This window comes from Gracilibacillus marinus (assembly GCF_042651725.1).
In the GTDB taxonomy this organism is placed as follows: domain Bacteria; phylum Bacillota; class Bacilli; order Bacillales; family Amphibacillaceae; genus Gracilibacillus; species Gracilibacillus marinus.
Genome location: NZ_JBHSDV010000002.1, coordinates 104417 through 124236, shown reverse-complemented (window position 1 = coordinate 124236; position 19820 = coordinate 104417). Strand labels below are relative to the sequence as shown.

Below are 19820 nucleotides of genomic sequence, written 5' to 3'. Positions count from 1 at the left end.
AAATTTCTAGAGAAGCTAAAGACTAAACCCTCATTCACTGATTAATCTGCTTCCTTTGATTGAAAAATCACCTGATAAATATGTTCTACCATTTCATCTACCGTAAACTTTTCCGTACTTAGAGCAAATTTATCAACCAAATACGGATTATATTGACGTACCTGTTCAGCCGACACATCGTGCCATATCGGCAATATAATTATTTTCTTTTCATTAATTTCTCGGTTTAAAAAGCTCTTAAATTCGTACTCAGACCATCCACTCTGAATAAAATTAGATGATAGGAAGACTACAACAAATCTTGAATTTAAAATTCCGATATTCATCATATCTGTTTGACTTTGTCCTATTTTAAAAACTTTAACATCCTCAAAAACTTTAAGCCCTTTTTCACTTAGCTTTTCAGATAGCTCAGTAACAAAGATTTCCTTGTCAAGACTTGAATGAGATAAAAATACGTCAAATTCTATAATCTCTTTTTCATGTGCAGTATGCTTAACATCTATAGCCAGTTCATTTAACCTTTCTGATACTTCCGATAACCTGTTCATATAATTTTCATTCGTGTTTGTTTGAGATTTAATAGCTTTCATCATTTTTTCGTATTCCCGTTTTTGTTCTTTGTCGACTCGTTCTTTATATCTGTTAATATCATCATTATTTTTACGAACCCGTTCCATTAATTGTGTCATTTCTTTTTCATATTTTAGTAGATTTTTCTGATATCGTTCTAACCTTTGTAAATCTGAACTCGTAACATTACGTTTCTTGGTTATTGTATTTATTTTCTTTGCTTCATCATCTCTTTTTTTCCTCACTGCTACTAGTTTTTTTGAAAGTTCACCATCATTTCTAATGGTTCTTCTTAAATTAGTCTCGTTGATGCTCATTACCTTACCCCTTTTCTACCTTTGTAGAGCCAAATTATTAGTATCCTATAAATAAAACGCGAAAGAAACTGCAATATTAAAATTAACAGTCTTTAGCGTTAAGTTAAAATCCTGTGATGTCTGAGCTAAACGCTCAAGCGATAAATTGTTTGAGGTTGAAAGGGTCAGACCCCTATGAGCTCAGGTATTAGATGCATTTCTGGGATACTGGGGTCAGTCAGACCCTTATCTTCATTATTTACTTTTCGAAATGTATTCCGAAATCTATTATTCTTTCAACTCGCATTTGACAGTAAAAAGGCATTCATTGACTTTCTATCTAGACCTTTTCTTTGATCCTTTTTATTTTCTGAATCCTATTTACTGTACAAACACAATAAACATATAAAATTGTTATATTAACTTAGTTCCACATCCTGATCTTCCATTTTTGCATAACCTTCATAAGATCTTGCTATTGATCTTAAAACATTAGCTGTTCTTGGGAAAATCAATTGGAGAGCATTTGCATTTTCATAATATTGTTTTGCCAAATTAGCTTCCTGTGCGCCACCATCATATGGATTTCTCCAAGTCGCACCTCTTGAGTTTAACATTCCTGTTACCATCCCATGTTCAAAGTCTTTACTTTTAATGGTTTCAATGATTTTTCTAACAGAATTATGTGGCCAGATATTATCATCTCCTAAAGGAGACTTTGATAAATAGTTTCCAATGTAAATATCTCCTATTCCAGCCCTACCAGCTTTTTCAAGTTCTTCTCTAGATTTAGATATCCATTCACCTAATATATGAATATTTACAGTTGTATCCTTTTTATTTTGTTGTCCTGGAATAATATTAACAGCTTTTAATAAATCGTATGCATTTTCAGCCCTATTCCTTTTTATATCCTCAGATATATCTTCAACAGCATCCTGTTTATTATCATTTCGTTTTGTAACCCATATTACCAGTTGAGTGAAAAAAGACGGTTCATTTTTTACTTTATTAATTAAATTTATAGGTTTAATTCTCTCGTTTCTAAACATTTTTAAAAAGAACCACTCTATTATAATAATTTCATTCTCCGCAAAATCACCTGAGCTTTGAACAAATTTAATTGCTTCCAATATTCCATAACGAATATTCTGTAATAGATTCCCTTCATTATTCGGTTTGGTTGCGATATCAACAAGAATTGCCCCTATTAATCTAGAATCTATCTTTGAACTAAACTCTCTCTTCCTAAAAAGGTGCGATATAGAATGTATAGCAGTCAACGGCCTACCATTTTCAAAAAGCTTATTTGCAATTTTACACGCTAAATCTAATTTATCACCCATGACCCTATAATATTTAGTATTGTTCCAAAATAATGTTTTTTCTTCAATATCCAACTTGTCTACAATTTGAATTACTTTTTCTGAAATAGGTATAGATAGCAAATAATGTACCTTTTTATTTGAAGACCAATTTTTATCTATTATTTCAATAGCCATATCATTATCTTGTCTAGCCAGTTCCGAAATATACCCTGTTGCAAATTTATCGTTATTATTCTCTTCTAAAGAATCCAGGGCGAGTTGTTGTACTAAATCAGATATTGTAGACTTCCAGCATATTTCTCCCACTAAACCAGGATATAAACAACTTTCACTTAATTTTAAAATACCATCTACCCCATATTTCTCGTACACATTTTCTACTGAAGAGATTCTCTTTTGCAATATCAGCTTTTCTTTTATGTCATAATCATTCCTATAGCTTTCTACAGAGTCAATTATATTTGGCCAGTAATCATTAAAAAGATATTTATTATCTTCAATGACATCATTATATAAATATAAACTATAGACCTTTTCTAATTTGTCTAGTAAAGGTTCTGGCCACGACCAGTCTTCTTTAGGAAACTCACGATGTCTAGATAAAATCTCTCTTAACTTTTCTAATATTTTATCTCTGGAATCAATATCTATTAAATTTATCTCCACCTCGAATAAATAACTAATTACACGTTTTTGTTGCTCAACATTATATGAGCCAAAATTATCCAATAAGTCAGGAATCCTGTTAGCAATATCATCATTTACCTCAACTAGAATTAAATCAACAATGGCACCTATATAATTAAAATAATCCTTGTTGGTGATTTTTGAATTGTCTACATTTTGCCATTCTCTATATTTAGGTTTATAAATACCTGAGCTTACTGTTGTGTTGTCAACAAGTAACTTAATCATTAAATTCCAGGAAACTCCTGGATGGCTTGGTATCAAAACCTGCTTTAGAATTTCTACTCTTTCCTGATGTGTAGTTGTTGTATTATTTAGCCAACCTAAAAAAATTTCAACCAATGAATTAAATGGTCGATTACTCCATTTACCACCCGGGTCTATTTCTGTCAAACGTGCTAGGCATAAGCTAGCTCTTGAAGTATATTGTTTATTCCAGGATATAAGTTCAATTCCCCATAATAAACCTGAATGATAACACCCCCCAAAGATGCCTTCACCCTCTGCATTAAATAATCCTAGTAGAACTGGGTCATTCCCTATACTTGCTTCTTCAACAGCATCAAGAAATGCATTTGGTGCTGATTCCGCTAATAAAGGTGTTATAGTATTAAATGAATACCAAAACTCAGTAATATTATTATTCTTATATACTTGTCTCATCCAATATTCAACGAGTTCAGAAGGCTTATCTCCCCCTAATTGTTCTGAATACTCATCACCATAAGCCGATAATAGTGATAAGCTATCAGCTATACCATGTTTCAATTTTTGAGAATATAAAGGCTCCACTCCTTTAATACTAGCAAATCCCCGTTCTTCTGAACTAAGATCATATGAGGGATCAATATCACTTAAAACTTTTTCAAGGACTATTCTGAAACGCTCTATATTAGGTTTAGATATTCTATAGGATATTAACAGCCATAAGTCCATTTTTGAAATTACTTGCCATACCGCCCCTATCTTCCTAATCGGAGGATCATGTTTTTTAGAAAGTGTAATTATTTCCCTTTCAAACTTTTCATAGGATAAGCCAGATAATAACTCCATTACTTCTTTGTCTGAGTCATTATTATCCATCCATTCTGTAGCAAAGAATACAGCAAACAAAACATCCGATGAAGTCTTTTTTGGCCATTCTGGATAAATTTTATTGATTGGTTTCATTAAAGGGTGGCGTAAAACAGGTTCTATGAATCCTTTGGTATCCTGATATATCTTTACAGCTTCCTCACTATCAAATCCTAGCTTTTCAATTGCACGTTGCCTTTCAATTCTTGAATGTTTATTAATATTAATTGACACATTATCAATACTTTTATCATCCACCGCCATTAATACAGAGTGATTTTTATCTAAGGCATATCCAATACCTTTAGGATCAAATTCATTGGGTATTAATATTAAATTTTGGTCACTACTTGCCATATGATCCCACGATGTTTGTTCATTTATTACTAAACAACGAGAACTCATTTCAGGATACTTCTGAATTACAGAAAGTAAAAATCCATAGGCCTCACTTTTAGACTTCGACTTAATTTTAATAACATTGGATTTTTCCTTTAATAGTTTTATTAATTCTTTTTCCTCTTGTCCCCGTGAATATAAGAAAAATTCCTTATTTAAATGAATTCCTGTAGACTTTGAAAACATATTCCATGCTTGATCTATATCAAATGTGTCACTAGACCGCTTTCCAATTAATTGTGAAAACCATCGGTGTACTGCTGGACATTGTTCTAACCAGTTTTGTAAACTTTCTGCGTTCAGTCCAATAACATTTCCCCATTCTTCTTCCTTATTTTTCTCCTCGACCCACTCATCTTTATTTTTCCAAACACGCGAAGTCACAAATACAAAGCTTGAACCCTTTTTATCTACTGGGCTTGGTTCTTCTGTTCGCTTACTATAATCACCATCTGCTTTACTCTTTACGTTTACACTTGTACCAAACTCCCATCCAGATACTCCAGACGGAATAAATTCATTTCCTTCATCTACTTTTAAAATACCATCCCAGCCGCCTATAGTTATTGAATCTTCTGATGGAAAATGTAACTCATCAGGATTGCTCGAAGCGTATATTAACTTTTTTACCAATAAAGGTAAAAGTTCTTCCGCTCTCCTCTTATTAGTCTCTGTCCAAACCTTAATATCATTAGCTGTAACATACCATCCGCTCATAGACAACACTCCCTCATAATATTAATTCAGGTTGAAAGCACAGGAAGGATTACCGTTTCGAATTGTATAGGTGCACGAGCCGCTTATCACGCTTCTCTAATACAGAGCTCCATCAAATATGAGTACTTGTAAATTCTTATTTTACAAGAAGTCCTACCTTGCTCTTTTTGTAATTTTTCAATGCAATCTTCCTTTATGTACTAACATGCAGCTTTTTTCAAAAGATGTTAATCAAACATCTCCGAATATAAATCTACTTTATCTTTATAATTAGGATATTGAATTGGCCATTCCTTAAAAGCATGGACTATCGCACTCTGTGTAAATGGTATATGGACAACTGGCTTATCTCTTAAAATAGGTGGACATCGATCCATGTCTATTCTGTTTTTTTTATTTAAGTTAACCGCGATTATTGGGATATCTAACTTTAACGCTAATTCTATTTCCCACCTTACATATTTATATAGATTACGGGTTTTCTCACCGATTAACACAATTAGTAACTTAGTATTTAACATTCTCTCTCTTAACTTTCTTTTTATAGTTTCTTCACTGCTGTATGGCATTAATTTGTTTATCTCATGGGCATTGCTAAATGAAAAATCTATCTTGCTATTTTGCTTCCACATTTGAAGTGTTCGGTAATAATTCATATCAATATCCGCATCGAAACAAACGTAGGTTTTGTTTCTATAAGCCATGTTACTTCCTCCTTAATTTAATTTTTGGCTACTGGTAATGACCTTGCTAATATTAAAGTAATAAAAATAAACATCATTATTGTCTGTGATACTTTTATCATTTCTCCCAGGTCATTTAATGGAATTAACTCTTGATAAGTACCAGCAAATGAATTTGAAATACTAAACAAGATTGCCTTCTTTGAATCTATTAGATTATTTGACCATATAAAATTCTCACTAAAAACAACCTTATATAGATACGAGTAAGTAATAATCATATAAATTATTGATAAGAATAAGGCTATGAATCTTCTTCTTACTCTGTGCAGAGTTAGATATTGATCACGAATAGCTACTTCTGACCACAAATGGTGGTAGAAATATGTAAACAGATTATAAAATAATAAGTAAAAAATGATTACATTACTTAATATGCTTGAAAAGTCTAAATACCACAGTAGAGCAACTAATGAGAACTTAAAAATTATAAATACATCAATGGTAATATTTAATGCAAATCTTTGCTTCCGCTGTATAGCTTCTTTACTGTACTTCTCTTTATAACGTTTCCATACAATATTGCCTATGATTTTTTTTAACCACTCTACGATACTCAATTTCTGTATAATTGAAACAATAAAAGATATTAAGAAATATATTAATCCATTATCTAAATGTCTTTCTTTTCTCCTGTTACTGTACAATATCTTTTTTCTCCTTATTCTTCTTCAAAACTATAATAAAAAAGACATGACTTTACCCTGCTCCGAGTTGTCATGTCCTTTATTAGAAGTTTTAATATTTTTTTCGGTAATTTTAATTAAATTATATCATAATCAAAAAACTCTGTAAGCCCAGATTCAATGATCGCTAGTTCATTAAGGTCTTCACGGAACAATTTAATAGAACTATCCATACATTGTATCCGATTAGCTTTATCCCTCTTTTCAAGGAAATCCTTTCCGTAAAACAAAACAAAATCATTTAAAGTTCCAGTAAGCCCTGTTATTTTTTCTACCCATGGTTTTAACTTTTGAGAAGTATAACTCAGATTGAGTGATCTATCTATTAACTTAGCTATTTCGATTGAGTATGAATCAATAAAGTCTATTAATTCGCTCTCTACTATTTCCTTATTTCGATAGGTTTTAAATTTATTAATTACTTTTTCACCTATTTCGATAGTATCAGCTTTTATAGCTTTAGCAACTAAAAACACATCTGAATCACTTTCGGTATTCTGTTCAATAAATTTTTTTAATGTCAAATACTGTGTATTATAAATTATCAATGTATCTTCTATCATTTCGCTACTTTTTGCAGGTTTTAGCCAATGTCTCTTATCCTGAAATTTATTTACCCATACACTACGACAATAATAATTATTATTTATCATATCCTCATCGGTATATCCAAAGTAACAAAAAATATGACTTACGCTTCTATTTATAAGCTTATGTTGTTGTCGATTATTTTGGTAAACCTCAAATGATTCTGATAATGACAGAATCTCATCTGCTGCCCTTTTAATTTGGATATTTGAAAATGACGACTTTAAGCGAATCATAACAGAATATCTTTTATTGTATCCGGAATGTAATGGCTTAACTTCTTCCAGCACAAAATCATCTGATTCAAAAAATACATCCTTAGGATGGTATTTCTCGGGTTGAGGTTCAATAAGATATATATCACCAATACTATTTCCAAGTTGAACAAAAGTCTGCTTATATCGAACGTTCTTTAAACCAATCTCAAAAAAACGTCTCAAGTAACTTGTTAAATCCCTTACCGTTAGTCCTTTTCGCTCATTTCCTTGTATAGTATCAAGTGTTTTTGAAAAAACATTAGTAAAAAAACCACCTGTATTTTCGTACTCATATGACAATTCATCGCTTTTACAGGAACAAAAGACTTCCGTACCACTTCCAATAATTTTAGATAAATTATTTTCTAAATCTAAAGCCTTGGATTCTATGCTGACATTACCTGCAAAACAGCAATCTAAGATAACTATATTGTTTTTACTACGGCTATTTTCCAACAGTTGAATGATTTGCTCCGTTTCGATACTATCATCACTGAAGTGAATTTCATGCCTTCCATAAGAGTTATTACTTCCATGGCCACTGAAATAAAATATTACGGTCTCGTCTTCAGAAATTGATCCCGTAAACTCCATAAATCTTTGAACAAATTTACTTTTCTTAACATACTCTTGTTTTAATCCCAATAAATGAATATCTGATATGTGTATATTCAGCCTTTGGGCAATTGCATTATATATATTTTCAAGGTCAGTTTTACTTCCAGCTATATTTGAAAGGCTTAAATATCTTCTTACACCACATAGGAACGCTTTCATAACTTTCACCCACTTTTATATAGTTAGCTTTGCACTAGTTCCAATAAAAAAACGCCAAAACTGCCATTGGGAAAGTGTGCAATCTTAGCGTTTTGAGAAATAATATTGGATCCATTGAAAACCATTTTTATCATAATTTAGCAAATATTCACTTGTATAAAAGTGATTGAAAAGATATTGTAATGATTTTACACATTTTTTAATATTTTTCTATTTCTAGTCCATAGGTTTTACTTTTTCTTCAATAAAATTAATTTCATTCTCACTCAAATTATATTTTTGGTACAATTGTTTATCAATCTCAGGTATTGACTTTGACCAATCAATTTCGGAACCATTAGTAAAATCTTGATTAGGAATATTTGACCATGAAGCTTTCTTATTATCTTGTGTAACTTTTAACGTGCCCAATAATGCCCGTAAAAATTTAGTTTTAATATACTTTGCCACTGCCTTGGCTTCATATTGAGTGTCAAAATTTCCAATACTAATAAATGTTTGGGTGTGTCCCTCAAATGGTGATGCTATAACAGGCTCAGTAAGACTTTCCCCAAATGAACCACTACCATTAGACTTAGCAAGGAATACTTTATACTTTAATAAGTTGGGATGAGATTCAATATATTTAGTCTTTACCCATTTATAGACACGTTCATTGTTCTCTCTTCCAAAAAATCGATAGTATTCCTCAGTATCATTCGGTTTTGAATCTAAGAAAATAAAAGGTAGCTTACCAAAAATATTTGTCATTACTGCATACTCATGCCCTTTACTCAACAGCCCTTTTACATTATCGTGGTCTTCATGGATTGCTTCAGTAAACTTATAGCTCTCCGGTGCGTGTACTAATTCACTAAATGCATTAAAATTTCCGCTTTTTACTTTAGTTAAAATATCATTCAACTCTTTATGAACAACGAAAGTACCAATTGCTCCAAACTTTTTTTCCTTATCTCGATATGTGATTGCAATTCCACCCTTAATATCCGTGTTAGGGAATACTTTAGAGCTATCATCAATATAATCAACAACTTTCAGATGCTCATCAGAAAGCATCTTCTTATTCCATGCTTTTGGAGTACTTCCTGCATTAAATAAGAATCGAGAAGGATGAATCATCTCAACTTTATCCGCTAGCTTATATGACTCTTCCAGAAATTTATGATAGATAGGAGGGGCATAAGTTTTATTGTCTCCTATAGTCTCATCTTGATAAGGTGGGTTTCCAATAATTACATCAAATTTCAATTTATCATCTCCAAATGACTCATATATCTCAAAACTTAATTTTTCCTCACTAGCTAATTTCATTGTATCTTCTTCTATAAGATTTTTAGTAGACACATTTACCATATCATTATAGATAAAATTTTTAACAATGTTATATATAATGTTACTTGGCGCACAAGCATATACTTGATTTTCAAGAATCCATTTAATACGTTCCTGTTGATTCGGAATTTGGTCTTTCAAGCCATTATTTAATTTCTTGACTATTTCTGTAATATACAAACCGCTTTTTACATATAAGTCAGCAAATTTTATTGTTTTGTCAGAGAATATACCCGGGTTTTCTTCTTCTAAAATATTAATCATTTTTTTAACTACTCTTTTTGGCGTAAAAATTTGATTTGTTTTTTGTGGAGGAATGTAATCGAATATATCCTCTTGTAAACTGTCGTCAAAGTAATTTGCTAAACGCTTTTTCGTATCTAAAAACTCTTGAATACTTGCATTAAACACAACCTCATTGAATAAACCTGGAATTTCCTTTTTTTCACCTTGATTATCAACATATTCAAATCCATCACGGAGCTGCTTAAATTCCTTTATTGTTATACTCGTTAAATCCTCAAACGCATCTTCATCAATATTCACTTCAAAATTCGCCAATTTTGTATCGTCATCCCCGTATGCCATTAAGAATGCTGGAATTGTACGTGCAAACCCTCGTAAGTGATCACGAACATCATCTTCTGTTGTTTTCTTTTTCTTCTCTTCTACTTTTTCTATCTGTTCTTCCACAACTGTATTGATTGTTTTTTCTACTTCTTTGTTAATTTCTTCTGTAAAAGACTTTTCAATTTGCCTTTTCTCTTCTTCATACTGTTGAGTTGCAGCTCTCAACATATTCTCATCTTTAGTTGTTTCTGCTTCTTGTTTTTTGCTTTCATATTCCTTTTCTATTTCTTTTACTTGGTTACTTAAAGTCAAACTCTTCTCACTTATAATATCTTCAATGACAGTATTTACAGTACCTTTTATTTTATCAGTTTGTCCTTTATTTAAATTAAATGAATCCTTCAAGTTAGTAAAGCCATCGGAAAACGACTCTGTTATATCTTTAGCTAAATTTTTTATGGACTCTTTTTGCTTTTCTTCTGCTTCTTCAAATGAAAATACAACTTCATCAATAACCTCTATTGTTGCATATATCTTTTCACCAAAAAGTTCCTTTGATTTACCTAACACTACTTCCTTTGGTATTTCTACTTCCCCGTCATCATTTAAATGTGGATCTGTAACAGGTATTTCTCGTCGTTTTTCTAATCTTTTATTTTTTTCTGGTGGTATTTTATCCAAAATCTCTTTAAATGGTGAATCCCCTGAAAAGATACCTGAAATATTAGCAAATAACAAATTGCTCATAAATCCTCTTTTTACTACTTCTTTCGATGTGATTCGAGTAGGAATTGCTAAAACTTCTGAAGCGTTTATTTCATGCATTTCACCGTCTTCATCTTCAGCAATAACTGGAAAAAAGTTTAATAACTTTTTAATTTTATTTTTTCTTTCATCTGTCGTCTTGGATCCACTACCCGATAAATTATTAGCAAAATCATCATAAAGCCTTAAAGTCCTATCGGGTGAAAAATCAAATATATATGCATTCTCTTTTCTATATAATTTTCCATCCTTTTCAAACTCAAATGGATTTTGTGACCTAAAAGCAGCCTGAAAGTATAAACTAGGAGACTCAATATTATTTAACATTAATACAGCTGTCCATTCCGGGATAGTTACACCTGTTGTCAATTGTCCCACGGATAACGTTATCGTTTTATCAAAATTTTCAATCGCACTTTTAACTTTGTCAAAACTTTTTGTGTTCTCTTTAAAGTTAAGAGCCTCCTCTTCTACACCACCATCTAAGCTAACCCCATCCCCTGCTGCAAGGATCACCTTATAATCTTTAAAAGTAGGATGAGCATTCAATAATTTTTCAAGTGCCTTTGCAGCATTGACACGTGGCAGTAACCAAAAAGTATGATTTAGTTCGTTACGGTATTGGTTTTTAGAGAAAGGAAATTTCCCTGTTGAAAGATTATCTAAAAATCGGATGACGCTTTGTTCGTATTCAAAGCTTCCATTTTCCTTCACTCTAAAAAATTCATTTAAATCAAAAGCATAATCTACGTTTTTTTCCTCTTCTAATGTTATCCCTTCAGACACTTCTGCTTCTATCATTTTACTCATTTGATAAGTAAACAGATTTAAAGTTGGTAAGCTTTCATAAGGGTTACTACTTATTGTTGGATCCCATTTTTCTTTTGCTTCTTGTTCATCCACGTACGACCAATTAAATATTTGCTCTTCGGAAAATTTATTATTAGCCAATGCCTTAAAGGGAGTACCAGATAGATGTAATGTAAAGTCTCTCTTTATTTGGCTAAATGCTATATCTGTCTTTTTCGTATCAATTCCTTCATGGGCTTCATCAATAACTAACAAATCCCAATTTAATCCAGCAACCCATTCTAGCTTTTCATAACTGCCCCCAGCAAACTTTGCTCCTTTTAAGTCTTGTAAGGATATAAACGTAATTTGTGAAGGGTTAGGATAAGAGGTATTATCTAGATAGTCTAAATACTGTTTTCTAGTCATAGCTTTTCCATTCAATGCTTCCGTTTCTGAAACGAATTTCATATGTGGCTCTTGCCATGCAATGAATTTTTGGAAATCGTCAAACCATGAATTGGCAATCGCAGGTCTATTAGTTACTATTAAAACATTGGTTGCTTTTAAGTTTCTTATAAAATCATAAGTTGTTAAAGTTTTTCCAAAACGAGGTTTTGCATTCCACAAGAATTCTCTTGGTTCTTGTTCACTTTGAAAATACTCATACGTTTTCTCAACAGCTTGCTGTTGTTCATTTCGTAAAACATAGCTTGAATGTCTATCATCAATTTGACTCTCATCATAATCAAGGTTAATAAACTTATCTGTTAGCTCTTCAGCCTTTTCTGGTGTTCCATTAAAATAGAACCACTCATCAGCACGACCATTAAAATCTTTCTTCTTAATTCCATTTAAAGTCAGGAATCTATGTAAATCTTTATCACGAAACCATTCACCATCAGATTTTCGAGCCATTTTATTAAATAATATTTCTGGGTTTAAGCCTGCTGTACCTACTTGTTCGAAGATTCTTGTTACCGCTTCACGTGTGGTATCGCCTATTTTCACATAGCCATCATGGTTGGGAACTTCAGGTAAAGTGTAACCATACACTTTATATTGAATTTCATAAAAAGGTTTAATAATTGTTTTATCCATCATACTTCCTCCATTTCCTCTTTATATACATCGTTTATATTAACTGGTATATAGCGCATTTCTTTTTTAACTTCATCGTCAACATCCTCTACCTCTAGTATATCGAATATATCTAATTGCAAATCTCGTTGTTCGTCTCTACTAATAGTCATTCCAGGTTCTTTTTCTACGCTTTCGTATATCTCGTCTAATGTATATTCTGTTCGTTGTATTTTAATGTTCTTAGTTGATTTCCTCATATTAACTGGAAACCATTCACTGAAAACTAAAGGTTTACCATCTACCGCTTTCCTCGTTAAAAAATTCCCCTGCCTAATATTTGACGAAATGATTTCTTTAGCACTATCCAATACCTTTTTCTTTACAATTCCATTATGATGTTGAACTTGTTCTTTATAATTATCATAATACAGTTGAAACATATTCATCACACATGTTTGAGCATTATCTTCTAATAACTCTATGCCATAAAGTGTCGTTAGGGCGAGCAAGGAATAACTTTCATAGCTAGTTAAATCATTATTATGTTTTTCAGATACCATTTTTAGTTTTCGATCAAGTATTTCTACAAGAAAGGCACCTTCCCCAGCAGACGGCTCTAAAAACGTAGCTGATAAATTTTCACAAGCCTCTTTTATTTCTGGTATATTTAGCATTTTATTTACTATTTTTTTAGGAGTAAATACTTCTCCATGCTTTTGAACACGAAGCTTAGATTTAATTATTTCTTCTTCCAAACTTGGTGCCCTCCTTTCTTTGTTAATAATTTCAAGTAGTATATTCTTTTAACTATATTTCATATTAAACGTTATTTTAAATCATTATTGACCTATATCGTATTTATAACATATTTACATAGGCCGTACTCAGGATGGAACTTTGTAGATAAAGAACAATAATATTTTGTCCCTTTCATTGTTTCCATAATGCATCTTTTTGCTTCTATTCTATCATAAAGTATTTTATTAATTTAAATAATACTTGTTTTACAGTAGTAGAAAACGACTATCCTTTACCTTTAATACTAGCGATTCATTATTGGAAACAAAAGTTTTAACCATTATAATAATCATTTCCTGTATATTAATCGCCTTTTCCCAATACTGATTAATAACATATTGGTTTCTGGTGAAACATCCTTTTGTTTTTCGAAAATGTATTAATAAAATCACTTTCAATTTTTCTATAGGGAGGAATTCCGTATATATTTCCCCTCAGCACCACAGTTATATTAACAAAGGGGGGTACCCATCCGTTTCATGCCCCACCCCTTTATATAAACCGTTGTTTATCCCTATGGATAGATAACGGTTTTTTGCGTTACAGAGACGACTTGCGTGGTGAAAGGAGCGCACTATGAAAGGAGGTATGAAGATGAACAACTCATTGGTCAAGATTCTAATTGAAGCTAAGAAGCTAAACAGATGGATCCCTACAAAGTTCCTAGTGAAGTATGACATTCAAAAGGTTAATCTGTCTGAACTCGAGGATGATGGACTCATTCTGACTATGAAAACTAAGTCAGATGGATTGGTATTGAAGTTAACACTTAAGGGGTATCACCACTTCAACAAATAATTAGGATTATCAAATAACATTTAGGAGGAATTTTATTATGCGGAAGAACTTATGGATGGATCATGAATTGATTAATGGGAAAGGAGTTCCTATTCCAGAGATTAGAACAATCTATCAATCTTTATTAAATGAAAATGAAAGAATTAAAGATGAGATAGTTGATTCCATTGAATGCAATGACTACGTAAGGCTATCTCAATTACTAGATAGTAGAAGTAAAATCCAGACCGCTCTATTATCAGTCGAGGCATTACATGAAGATGATTTGAAAGACAAAGTTTCTACTAAAGAGCGAGTTTCTTATGTACTTACCAACGTTGCTGAATCCCTGGAATCAAGAGGAGAAGATGCGCTGTTGAACGTTATCCAGGGCTTAGAAAAGATGAATCAATCTACATATAGATTGGTCACTAAGTCATTAGATATCTCATCTAAGGCATTTAGTAAAGGTATTCAATTAAATCATAAGGCAGGAAAATATCTGGTTACAAAGACATCTAAAGGATTATCCAAACTTGCAGATGCAATTAATAAAAAATCTTAATCTATTGAAGGGAGGTGAGAAATATATGAGATCAGGTATGCAATCCCAAAGAGACAATATAGTACCATTTTCTAGTATTGAATCTGAAAAAGTTCCACTGCCTAATATTGTCGTATCGACTACTGAATCAAAACGACGTGTAGAGGAACTGCAAACGTTTGTTGAAGAGGTGATGGTGAAAGGTGTTGATTATGGTTTAGTAGATGGATTTTCAAAACCTACATTACTTAAACCAGGTGCAGAAAAGCTATGCGATGTATTTGGGTTCTCGAAAACAGCTGATGTAGTTAATCGTATTGAGCAATGGGAATCAGGTATATTTGCTTATGAAGTAAAGATGACGCTTATACGCAAAGACAATGGACTCGTTGAAGCTGAAGGACTAGGTTCATGCAATAGCAAGGAATCTTCTTTTAAGCAACAAGATCCTTACACAATCGTCAACACCGTATTGAAGATGGCAAAAAAGAGAGCGTTGATTGATGCTGTCCTATCTGCAACACGTTCAAGTGGTATCTTCACTCAGGACATTGAAGATTTTCCACAAGCAAAAACTAAAGCTAGTAAAGGAGGTGAACAAGTAACAGAAGCTCAACTACAGAAGATCTTCCGTATCGTCAGTGAAATGAACATGCCTACAGATGTTGCAAAAGAGATGATGAAGATGACTTTTGGTGTTGAGCGTAGTACACATCTAACCAAGAAACAAGCATCAGACTTTATTCAAGATTTACTGGTGCTGAAGAAGGTAAGAGCTTTGGATGAACAAAAGGATATTGGTTGAAAGCACATGAATTGCAAATGCAGTCGATGTGCTTTTTTAATGCACAAAAATAGATGAGCTCATCGGCACATGAACTCATCTTCAGGTAATCAATCAACAACAGTATATCGAAAAGTTAATACCTATTCAATCTGGAGGGGCGCATATCGCCTCTCCTTTTTTAATTCAATCAAACAATTAATGGAGGAATTTATTATGAACAATACAATCGATAAAGTCACTTTTAGAAATCTATTAGCAACAACAACTCGTGAAAAGGAAGATAGTTATGTAGTAACAGAGCTATTCAACCGCTACCCATCTATTCAGGAATTATTAGCTGTAACTAAGGAAGAGTTACTGCAAATTAAAGGTATTGGGAAAGTAAAAGCTGAGCAAATCATCGCTGCCTTACAACTTGCTCGTATGAACCCATGCCCAGTAGAACAACGGTATACAATACGTTCGCCACAAGACGCTTATGATTACTTAAAAGACATGCAATATTTAAATCAAGAGCATTTTGTAGTTTTGGGATTGAACACAAAGAATCAGATAGTTTTCCGTGAAACAGTATTTGTCGGTTCACTAAATGCTAGTATCGTACATCCGCGTGAGGTGTTCAATCATTTAGTACGCCGCAGCTGTGCTAGTGCAATTGTCGGGCATAACCACCCTAGTGGAGACGTTATAAACATAGTATCCTAAACTAGAGTACTCTAAGTACTCAAAGTTTAGGATTTTTTAATTTCAATACTTTAACTAATGAATATATAAAGGTATTATTTATAGTAGTTAAAGTATCTAAGGGTGGTGGAGAAATGAAAGTTCAAAAAGTAGTTGTGGAGGAAAAACCATATCCATTATACATACTACTAGACAAAAATTTTGAAGTGGTAGAACCGGTTAAGAGATATATAAAGTACTTGGATAATACAGGGAAAGCACCAAACACGATTAAAACATATTGTTATCATCTCAAGTTGTTTTATGAATTTATGAGCCAGAGAGGAATTGCATTAGAAGATTTAAAATTTGAGGAAATGTCAAACTTTGTTGGATGGTTAAGAAATCCAACGGGAGATGTAAAGGTAATAGATTTACAACCAAAGAAGGCTAAAAGAGAAGAAACATCTGTTAATGCCATACTTAATGCTGTAACTAGTTTCTTAGAGTATTTAAATCGTACAGAAGATTTTAGGGCTATAGACATGACTAAAGAAGCAAGGAGGAGAAATTTCAAGGGGTTTCTTCACCATATTTCTAAAGGAAAATCTTATCAAAAAAACATTTTAAAGCTTAGGGTCAAAAAGAAACTTGTACAAGTATTAGAACACGAACAAGTTAAAGCAATAATTGATGCGTGTCATACAAAAAGAGATAAGTTACTTATTATGCTTATGTATGAAGGAGGACTTCGGATAGGAGAGGTATTATCCCTTCGTATCGAAGATATTTCTACTTGGGATAATCTGATTAATATCACACCAAGAGATCATAATGAAAACGGGGCTTATATTAAGCTTAGAAAAGAACGAACAATCGATGTTAGCAAGGAATTAATGGCTTTATATACCAATTATTTAGTTCATGAATATGGAGAAGATTTAGAGCATGATTATATATTTATAAATCTCAAAGAATCTTATTTTGGGAAACCTCTAAAATATCAAAGTGTATTAGACCTTATAAGGCGATTGGTAAAACGGACAGGGATTACCTTCACCGCCCATATGTTACGTCATACGCATGCCACAGAACTCATTAGAAGTGGATGGGATGCTGCTTATGTACAAAAAAGGTTAGGTCATGCACATGTACAAACAACACTTGATACGTACGTTCATCTTTCTGATCAGGACATGAAAAATGAATATAAAGCGTATCTCCAGGGGAGAGAAACATAAAAATGAAATTTCCGAGCGTTGCAACTAATCGAAAGCTTGTCACTAGCACAGAGATTAATAAAAAAATATCGGATATGACTAGTGTTTTACAAGGGTTTTGGGCAGCAGATAGATGGGATATAAGAATTTGCCCACATCCTAGTGCGATTGAGTTAAGTAAGAATCCATCATTAAAAAATCGTTGGGTAAATTTTGATAAAGTAGAAAACATCTGGTTAAAAACAGAATTAAAATATTTTTATTATGTTCACTTAAATAATGGAACATGGAATGCAAAATCTGTTTGGATTAGAAAAGGAACAGTGATAAGCCGAATGTTAGGATTTTTAAATTTAAATTATCCTGACATTACATCTATAACTGAAGTGCCTATAAAAAAGGCTTTGTCGGAATACCGAACTTACTTAGCAGAACAAGGAGTAAGAACTACGACTACAAATTACAAGCTTGATATAAATCAAAAAAAAATTCCTGTATATGCGAACTCCTACTACGTTACTAATCTTAAACAGTTTATGGAGTTCTATGAGGATTTCTATTTTGACGGCGATGAATGGGAGAAAGATGTTTGGAATCGAAGAAAACTTTCATTATCGGAAGATAAGGTAAATCCAACATCCTATGAATACACAATCAATTTCAAGGGGTTTGAAAATGATTATTTTAAAGAATTAGTTAAGCGGTATTGTAAGTTAATGTTAAATACACGCAGCTTTTCTCATGTTGTTGATACAGCATCAAGATTAAAAGAGTTTTTTAATTTTATAAACAAAAATTGTAACGGCATACGAAGAATTCATCAATTAACTAGAAATGAAGTTGAGCAATATTTAAATGAAATTAATTTAAAAGGTTTAAAACCTAGTACGGTAACTGGACGAATATCTACTTTAGATGTTTTTTTCTTTACTATTCAAAGGTTTGAATGGAATGATTCTCCTTCTAAGATCCTTATCTTTCAAGAAGATTATCCTAAAGTGCCGAAGGCACAACCACGTTATATTGATGAACATGTACTTGAACAATTAAACGGGAAATTAGATAAATTAGAACCTTATATAGCTACTATGGTTATGGTACTTCAAGAATGCGGAATGCGTATCAGTGAACTTTGTACGTTGGAAAAAGGAAGTGTTATTACGGATAAAGAAGGGGATTGCTTCTTGAAGTATTATCAGTGGAAAATGAAAAAAGAACATGTCATTCCCATTTCCAAAGAAATTGCTGCATTGATACTCGTTCAGGAGCAAAGGGTAGCTGATGACTTTGATAATGGTTGTGAGTATTTATTTCCAAGAAAAGACGGTTCTCCATTGAAGCAGGATACCTTTAGAGTGAAATTAAATGAATTAGCTTATGAAGAAAAGATAATGGATAAGAAGGGAGAAATTTTTCGATTTCATGCTCATGCCTTTCGGCATACAGTTGGTACTAGAATGATAAACAACGGAGTGCCACAGCATATTGTTCAAAAATTCTTAGGTCACGAATCACCAGAAATGACCGCAAGGTATGCCCATATATTTGATGAAACTCTAAAAAAAGAGTTCATAAAATTCAAGGAAACTTTGGTGACGAATAACGGTAGCATTCTGGAGTTAAGTGAAGATAATAGTGAAGCTGACAATACAGACCTTCAATGGTTTAAAAAGAATATCAATGCACAAGCTCTTCCTAATGGTTACTGTCGCTTACCAGTAATTGCAGGACCTTGTCCTCACGCTAACGCTTGTTTAACTTGTACGAACTTCTGTACAAGTAAAAGTTTTTTAAATGAACATGAGGAGCACTTAGACCGAACTAAGGAAATACTAAATAGGGCTAAACAGAATCAATGGCAGCGTCAGGTTGAAACTAACGAACGTGTTAAAAATAGGTTAGAGCAGATTATTCATTCTTTAAAGGAGACGAATTAAGATGATAAGAAAGAGTAACACAACTGCTATAATTCAACTTTCAAAAGAGAAGTCGGAGAAAACAAGAATTAGAGTTGAAAAGACCATATCAGAGATGGCAATTAAAAAAGAGAAAATTAACTTTAATTCTGTTTCTGAAAAAGCAAATGTTTCAAAGTCATGGCTTTACAAAAATAAAGACATTAGAAATAGAATTGAGACATTAAGAGGGATGCAAATAAGTGAATTAGTTCCCCGTAAACAAAGTAAAAGCCCTCGTTCAGAGGAAGTATTAATAAAGACATTGAAAAGCCGTATAATGGCATTAGAGGACGAAAATAAACAATTAAAAGATCAAGTTCAAAAATTACATGGCAAGTTGTTCTAGCTTTATTGTGAAACCGATTCTTTTCCATTCAAGTGTTCACTTGATTAATAATTTCAAAAGAGT

13 protein-coding genes are annotated in these 19820 nt (G+C 32.4%); 6 read left to right on the top strand and 7 right to left on the bottom strand.

The window, feature by feature from the left end:
- Positions 1-41: 41 nt before the first annotated feature.
- From ACFOZ1_RS08455 to ACFOZ1_RS08425, 7 genes are all read right to left on the bottom strand, one after another.
- Entirely contained in the window at positions 42-890 is an 849-nt protein-coding gene (locus ACFOZ1_RS08455) for a TIR domain-containing protein (RefSeq protein ID WP_390198419.1), read from the bottom strand.
- Between the two features lie 398 nt (positions 891-1288).
- Entirely contained in the window at positions 1289-5074 is a 3786-nt protein-coding gene (locus tag ACFOZ1_RS08450) for a hypothetical protein (protein ID WP_390198416.1), read from the bottom strand.
- A 227-nt stretch (positions 5075-5301) separates the two neighbouring features.
- Positions 5302-5778: a TIR domain-containing protein gene (locus tag ACFOZ1_RS08445; protein ID WP_390198413.1), complete on the bottom strand. Its 477-nt coding sequence runs from the start codon at positions 5776-5778 to the stop codon at positions 5302-5304.
- 17 nt (positions 5779-5795) lie between these two features.
- Positions 5796-6464, bottom strand: coding sequence for a hypothetical protein (locus ACFOZ1_RS08440; RefSeq protein WP_390198410.1), 669 nt, complete (start codon positions 6462-6464; stop codon positions 5796-5798).
- Between the two features lie 116 nt (positions 6465-6580).
- The gene (locus ACFOZ1_RS08435) at positions 6581-8125 is read right to left on the bottom strand and encodes a caspase family protein (RefSeq protein WP_390198408.1); all 1545 of its coding nucleotides are present in this window, start codon (positions 8123-8125) and stop codon (positions 6581-6583) included.
- Positions 8126-8341: 216 nt separating this feature from the next.
- Positions 8342-12682, bottom strand: a complete 4341-nt coding sequence (locus ACFOZ1_RS08430; protein ID WP_390198405.1) for an Eco57I restriction-modification methylase domain-containing protein — start codon at positions 12680-12682, stop codon at positions 8342-8344.
- Positions 12682-13419 carry an N-6 DNA methylase gene (locus ACFOZ1_RS08425; RefSeq protein ID WP_390198403.1) on the bottom strand — a complete coding sequence of 246 codons (738 nt, stop codon included), beginning with the start codon at positions 13417-13419 and terminating at the stop codon, positions 12682-12684. Before ACFOZ1_RS08425 ends, ACFOZ1_RS08430 begins: the two co-directional genes overlap by 1 nt.
- A gap of 878 nt (positions 13420-14297) precedes the next feature.
- Here ACFOZ1_RS08425 and ACFOZ1_RS08420 point away from each other — a divergent pair.
- The 6 genes from ACFOZ1_RS08420 (at position 14298) to ACFOZ1_RS08395 (ending at position 19757) form a co-directional block, all read left to right on the top strand.
- Positions 14298-14804, top strand: coding sequence for a hypothetical protein (locus tag ACFOZ1_RS08420; protein ID WP_390198400.1), 507 nt, complete (start codon positions 14298-14300; stop codon positions 14802-14804).
- 25 nt (positions 14805-14829) lie between these two features.
- Complete coding sequence (locus tag ACFOZ1_RS08415; protein ID WP_390198399.1) at positions 14830-15588, top strand: hypothetical protein; 759 nt, start codon at positions 14830-14832, stop codon at positions 15586-15588.
- Between the two features lie 195 nt (positions 15589-15783).
- Complete coding sequence (locus ACFOZ1_RS08410) at positions 15784-16275, top strand: JAB domain-containing protein (protein ID WP_390198396.1); 492 nt, start codon at positions 15784-15786, stop codon at positions 16273-16275.
- Positions 16276-16388: 113 nt separating this feature from the next.
- Positions 16389-17474: a tyrosine-type recombinase/integrase gene (locus ACFOZ1_RS08405; protein ID WP_390198394.1), complete on the top strand. Its 1086-nt coding sequence runs from the start codon at positions 16389-16391 to the stop codon at positions 17472-17474.
- A 2-nt stretch (positions 17475-17476) separates the two neighbouring features.
- Positions 17477-19390: a tyrosine-type recombinase/integrase gene (locus ACFOZ1_RS08400; RefSeq protein ID WP_390198391.1), complete on the top strand. Its 1914-nt coding sequence runs from the start codon at positions 17477-17479 to the stop codon at positions 19388-19390.
- Position 19391: 1 nt separating this feature from the next.
- Positions 19392-19757, top strand: coding sequence for a DUF6262 family protein (locus ACFOZ1_RS08395; protein WP_390198389.1), 366 nt, complete (start codon positions 19392-19394; stop codon positions 19755-19757).
- The last annotated feature ends 63 nt before the right edge of the window (positions 19758-19820 follow it).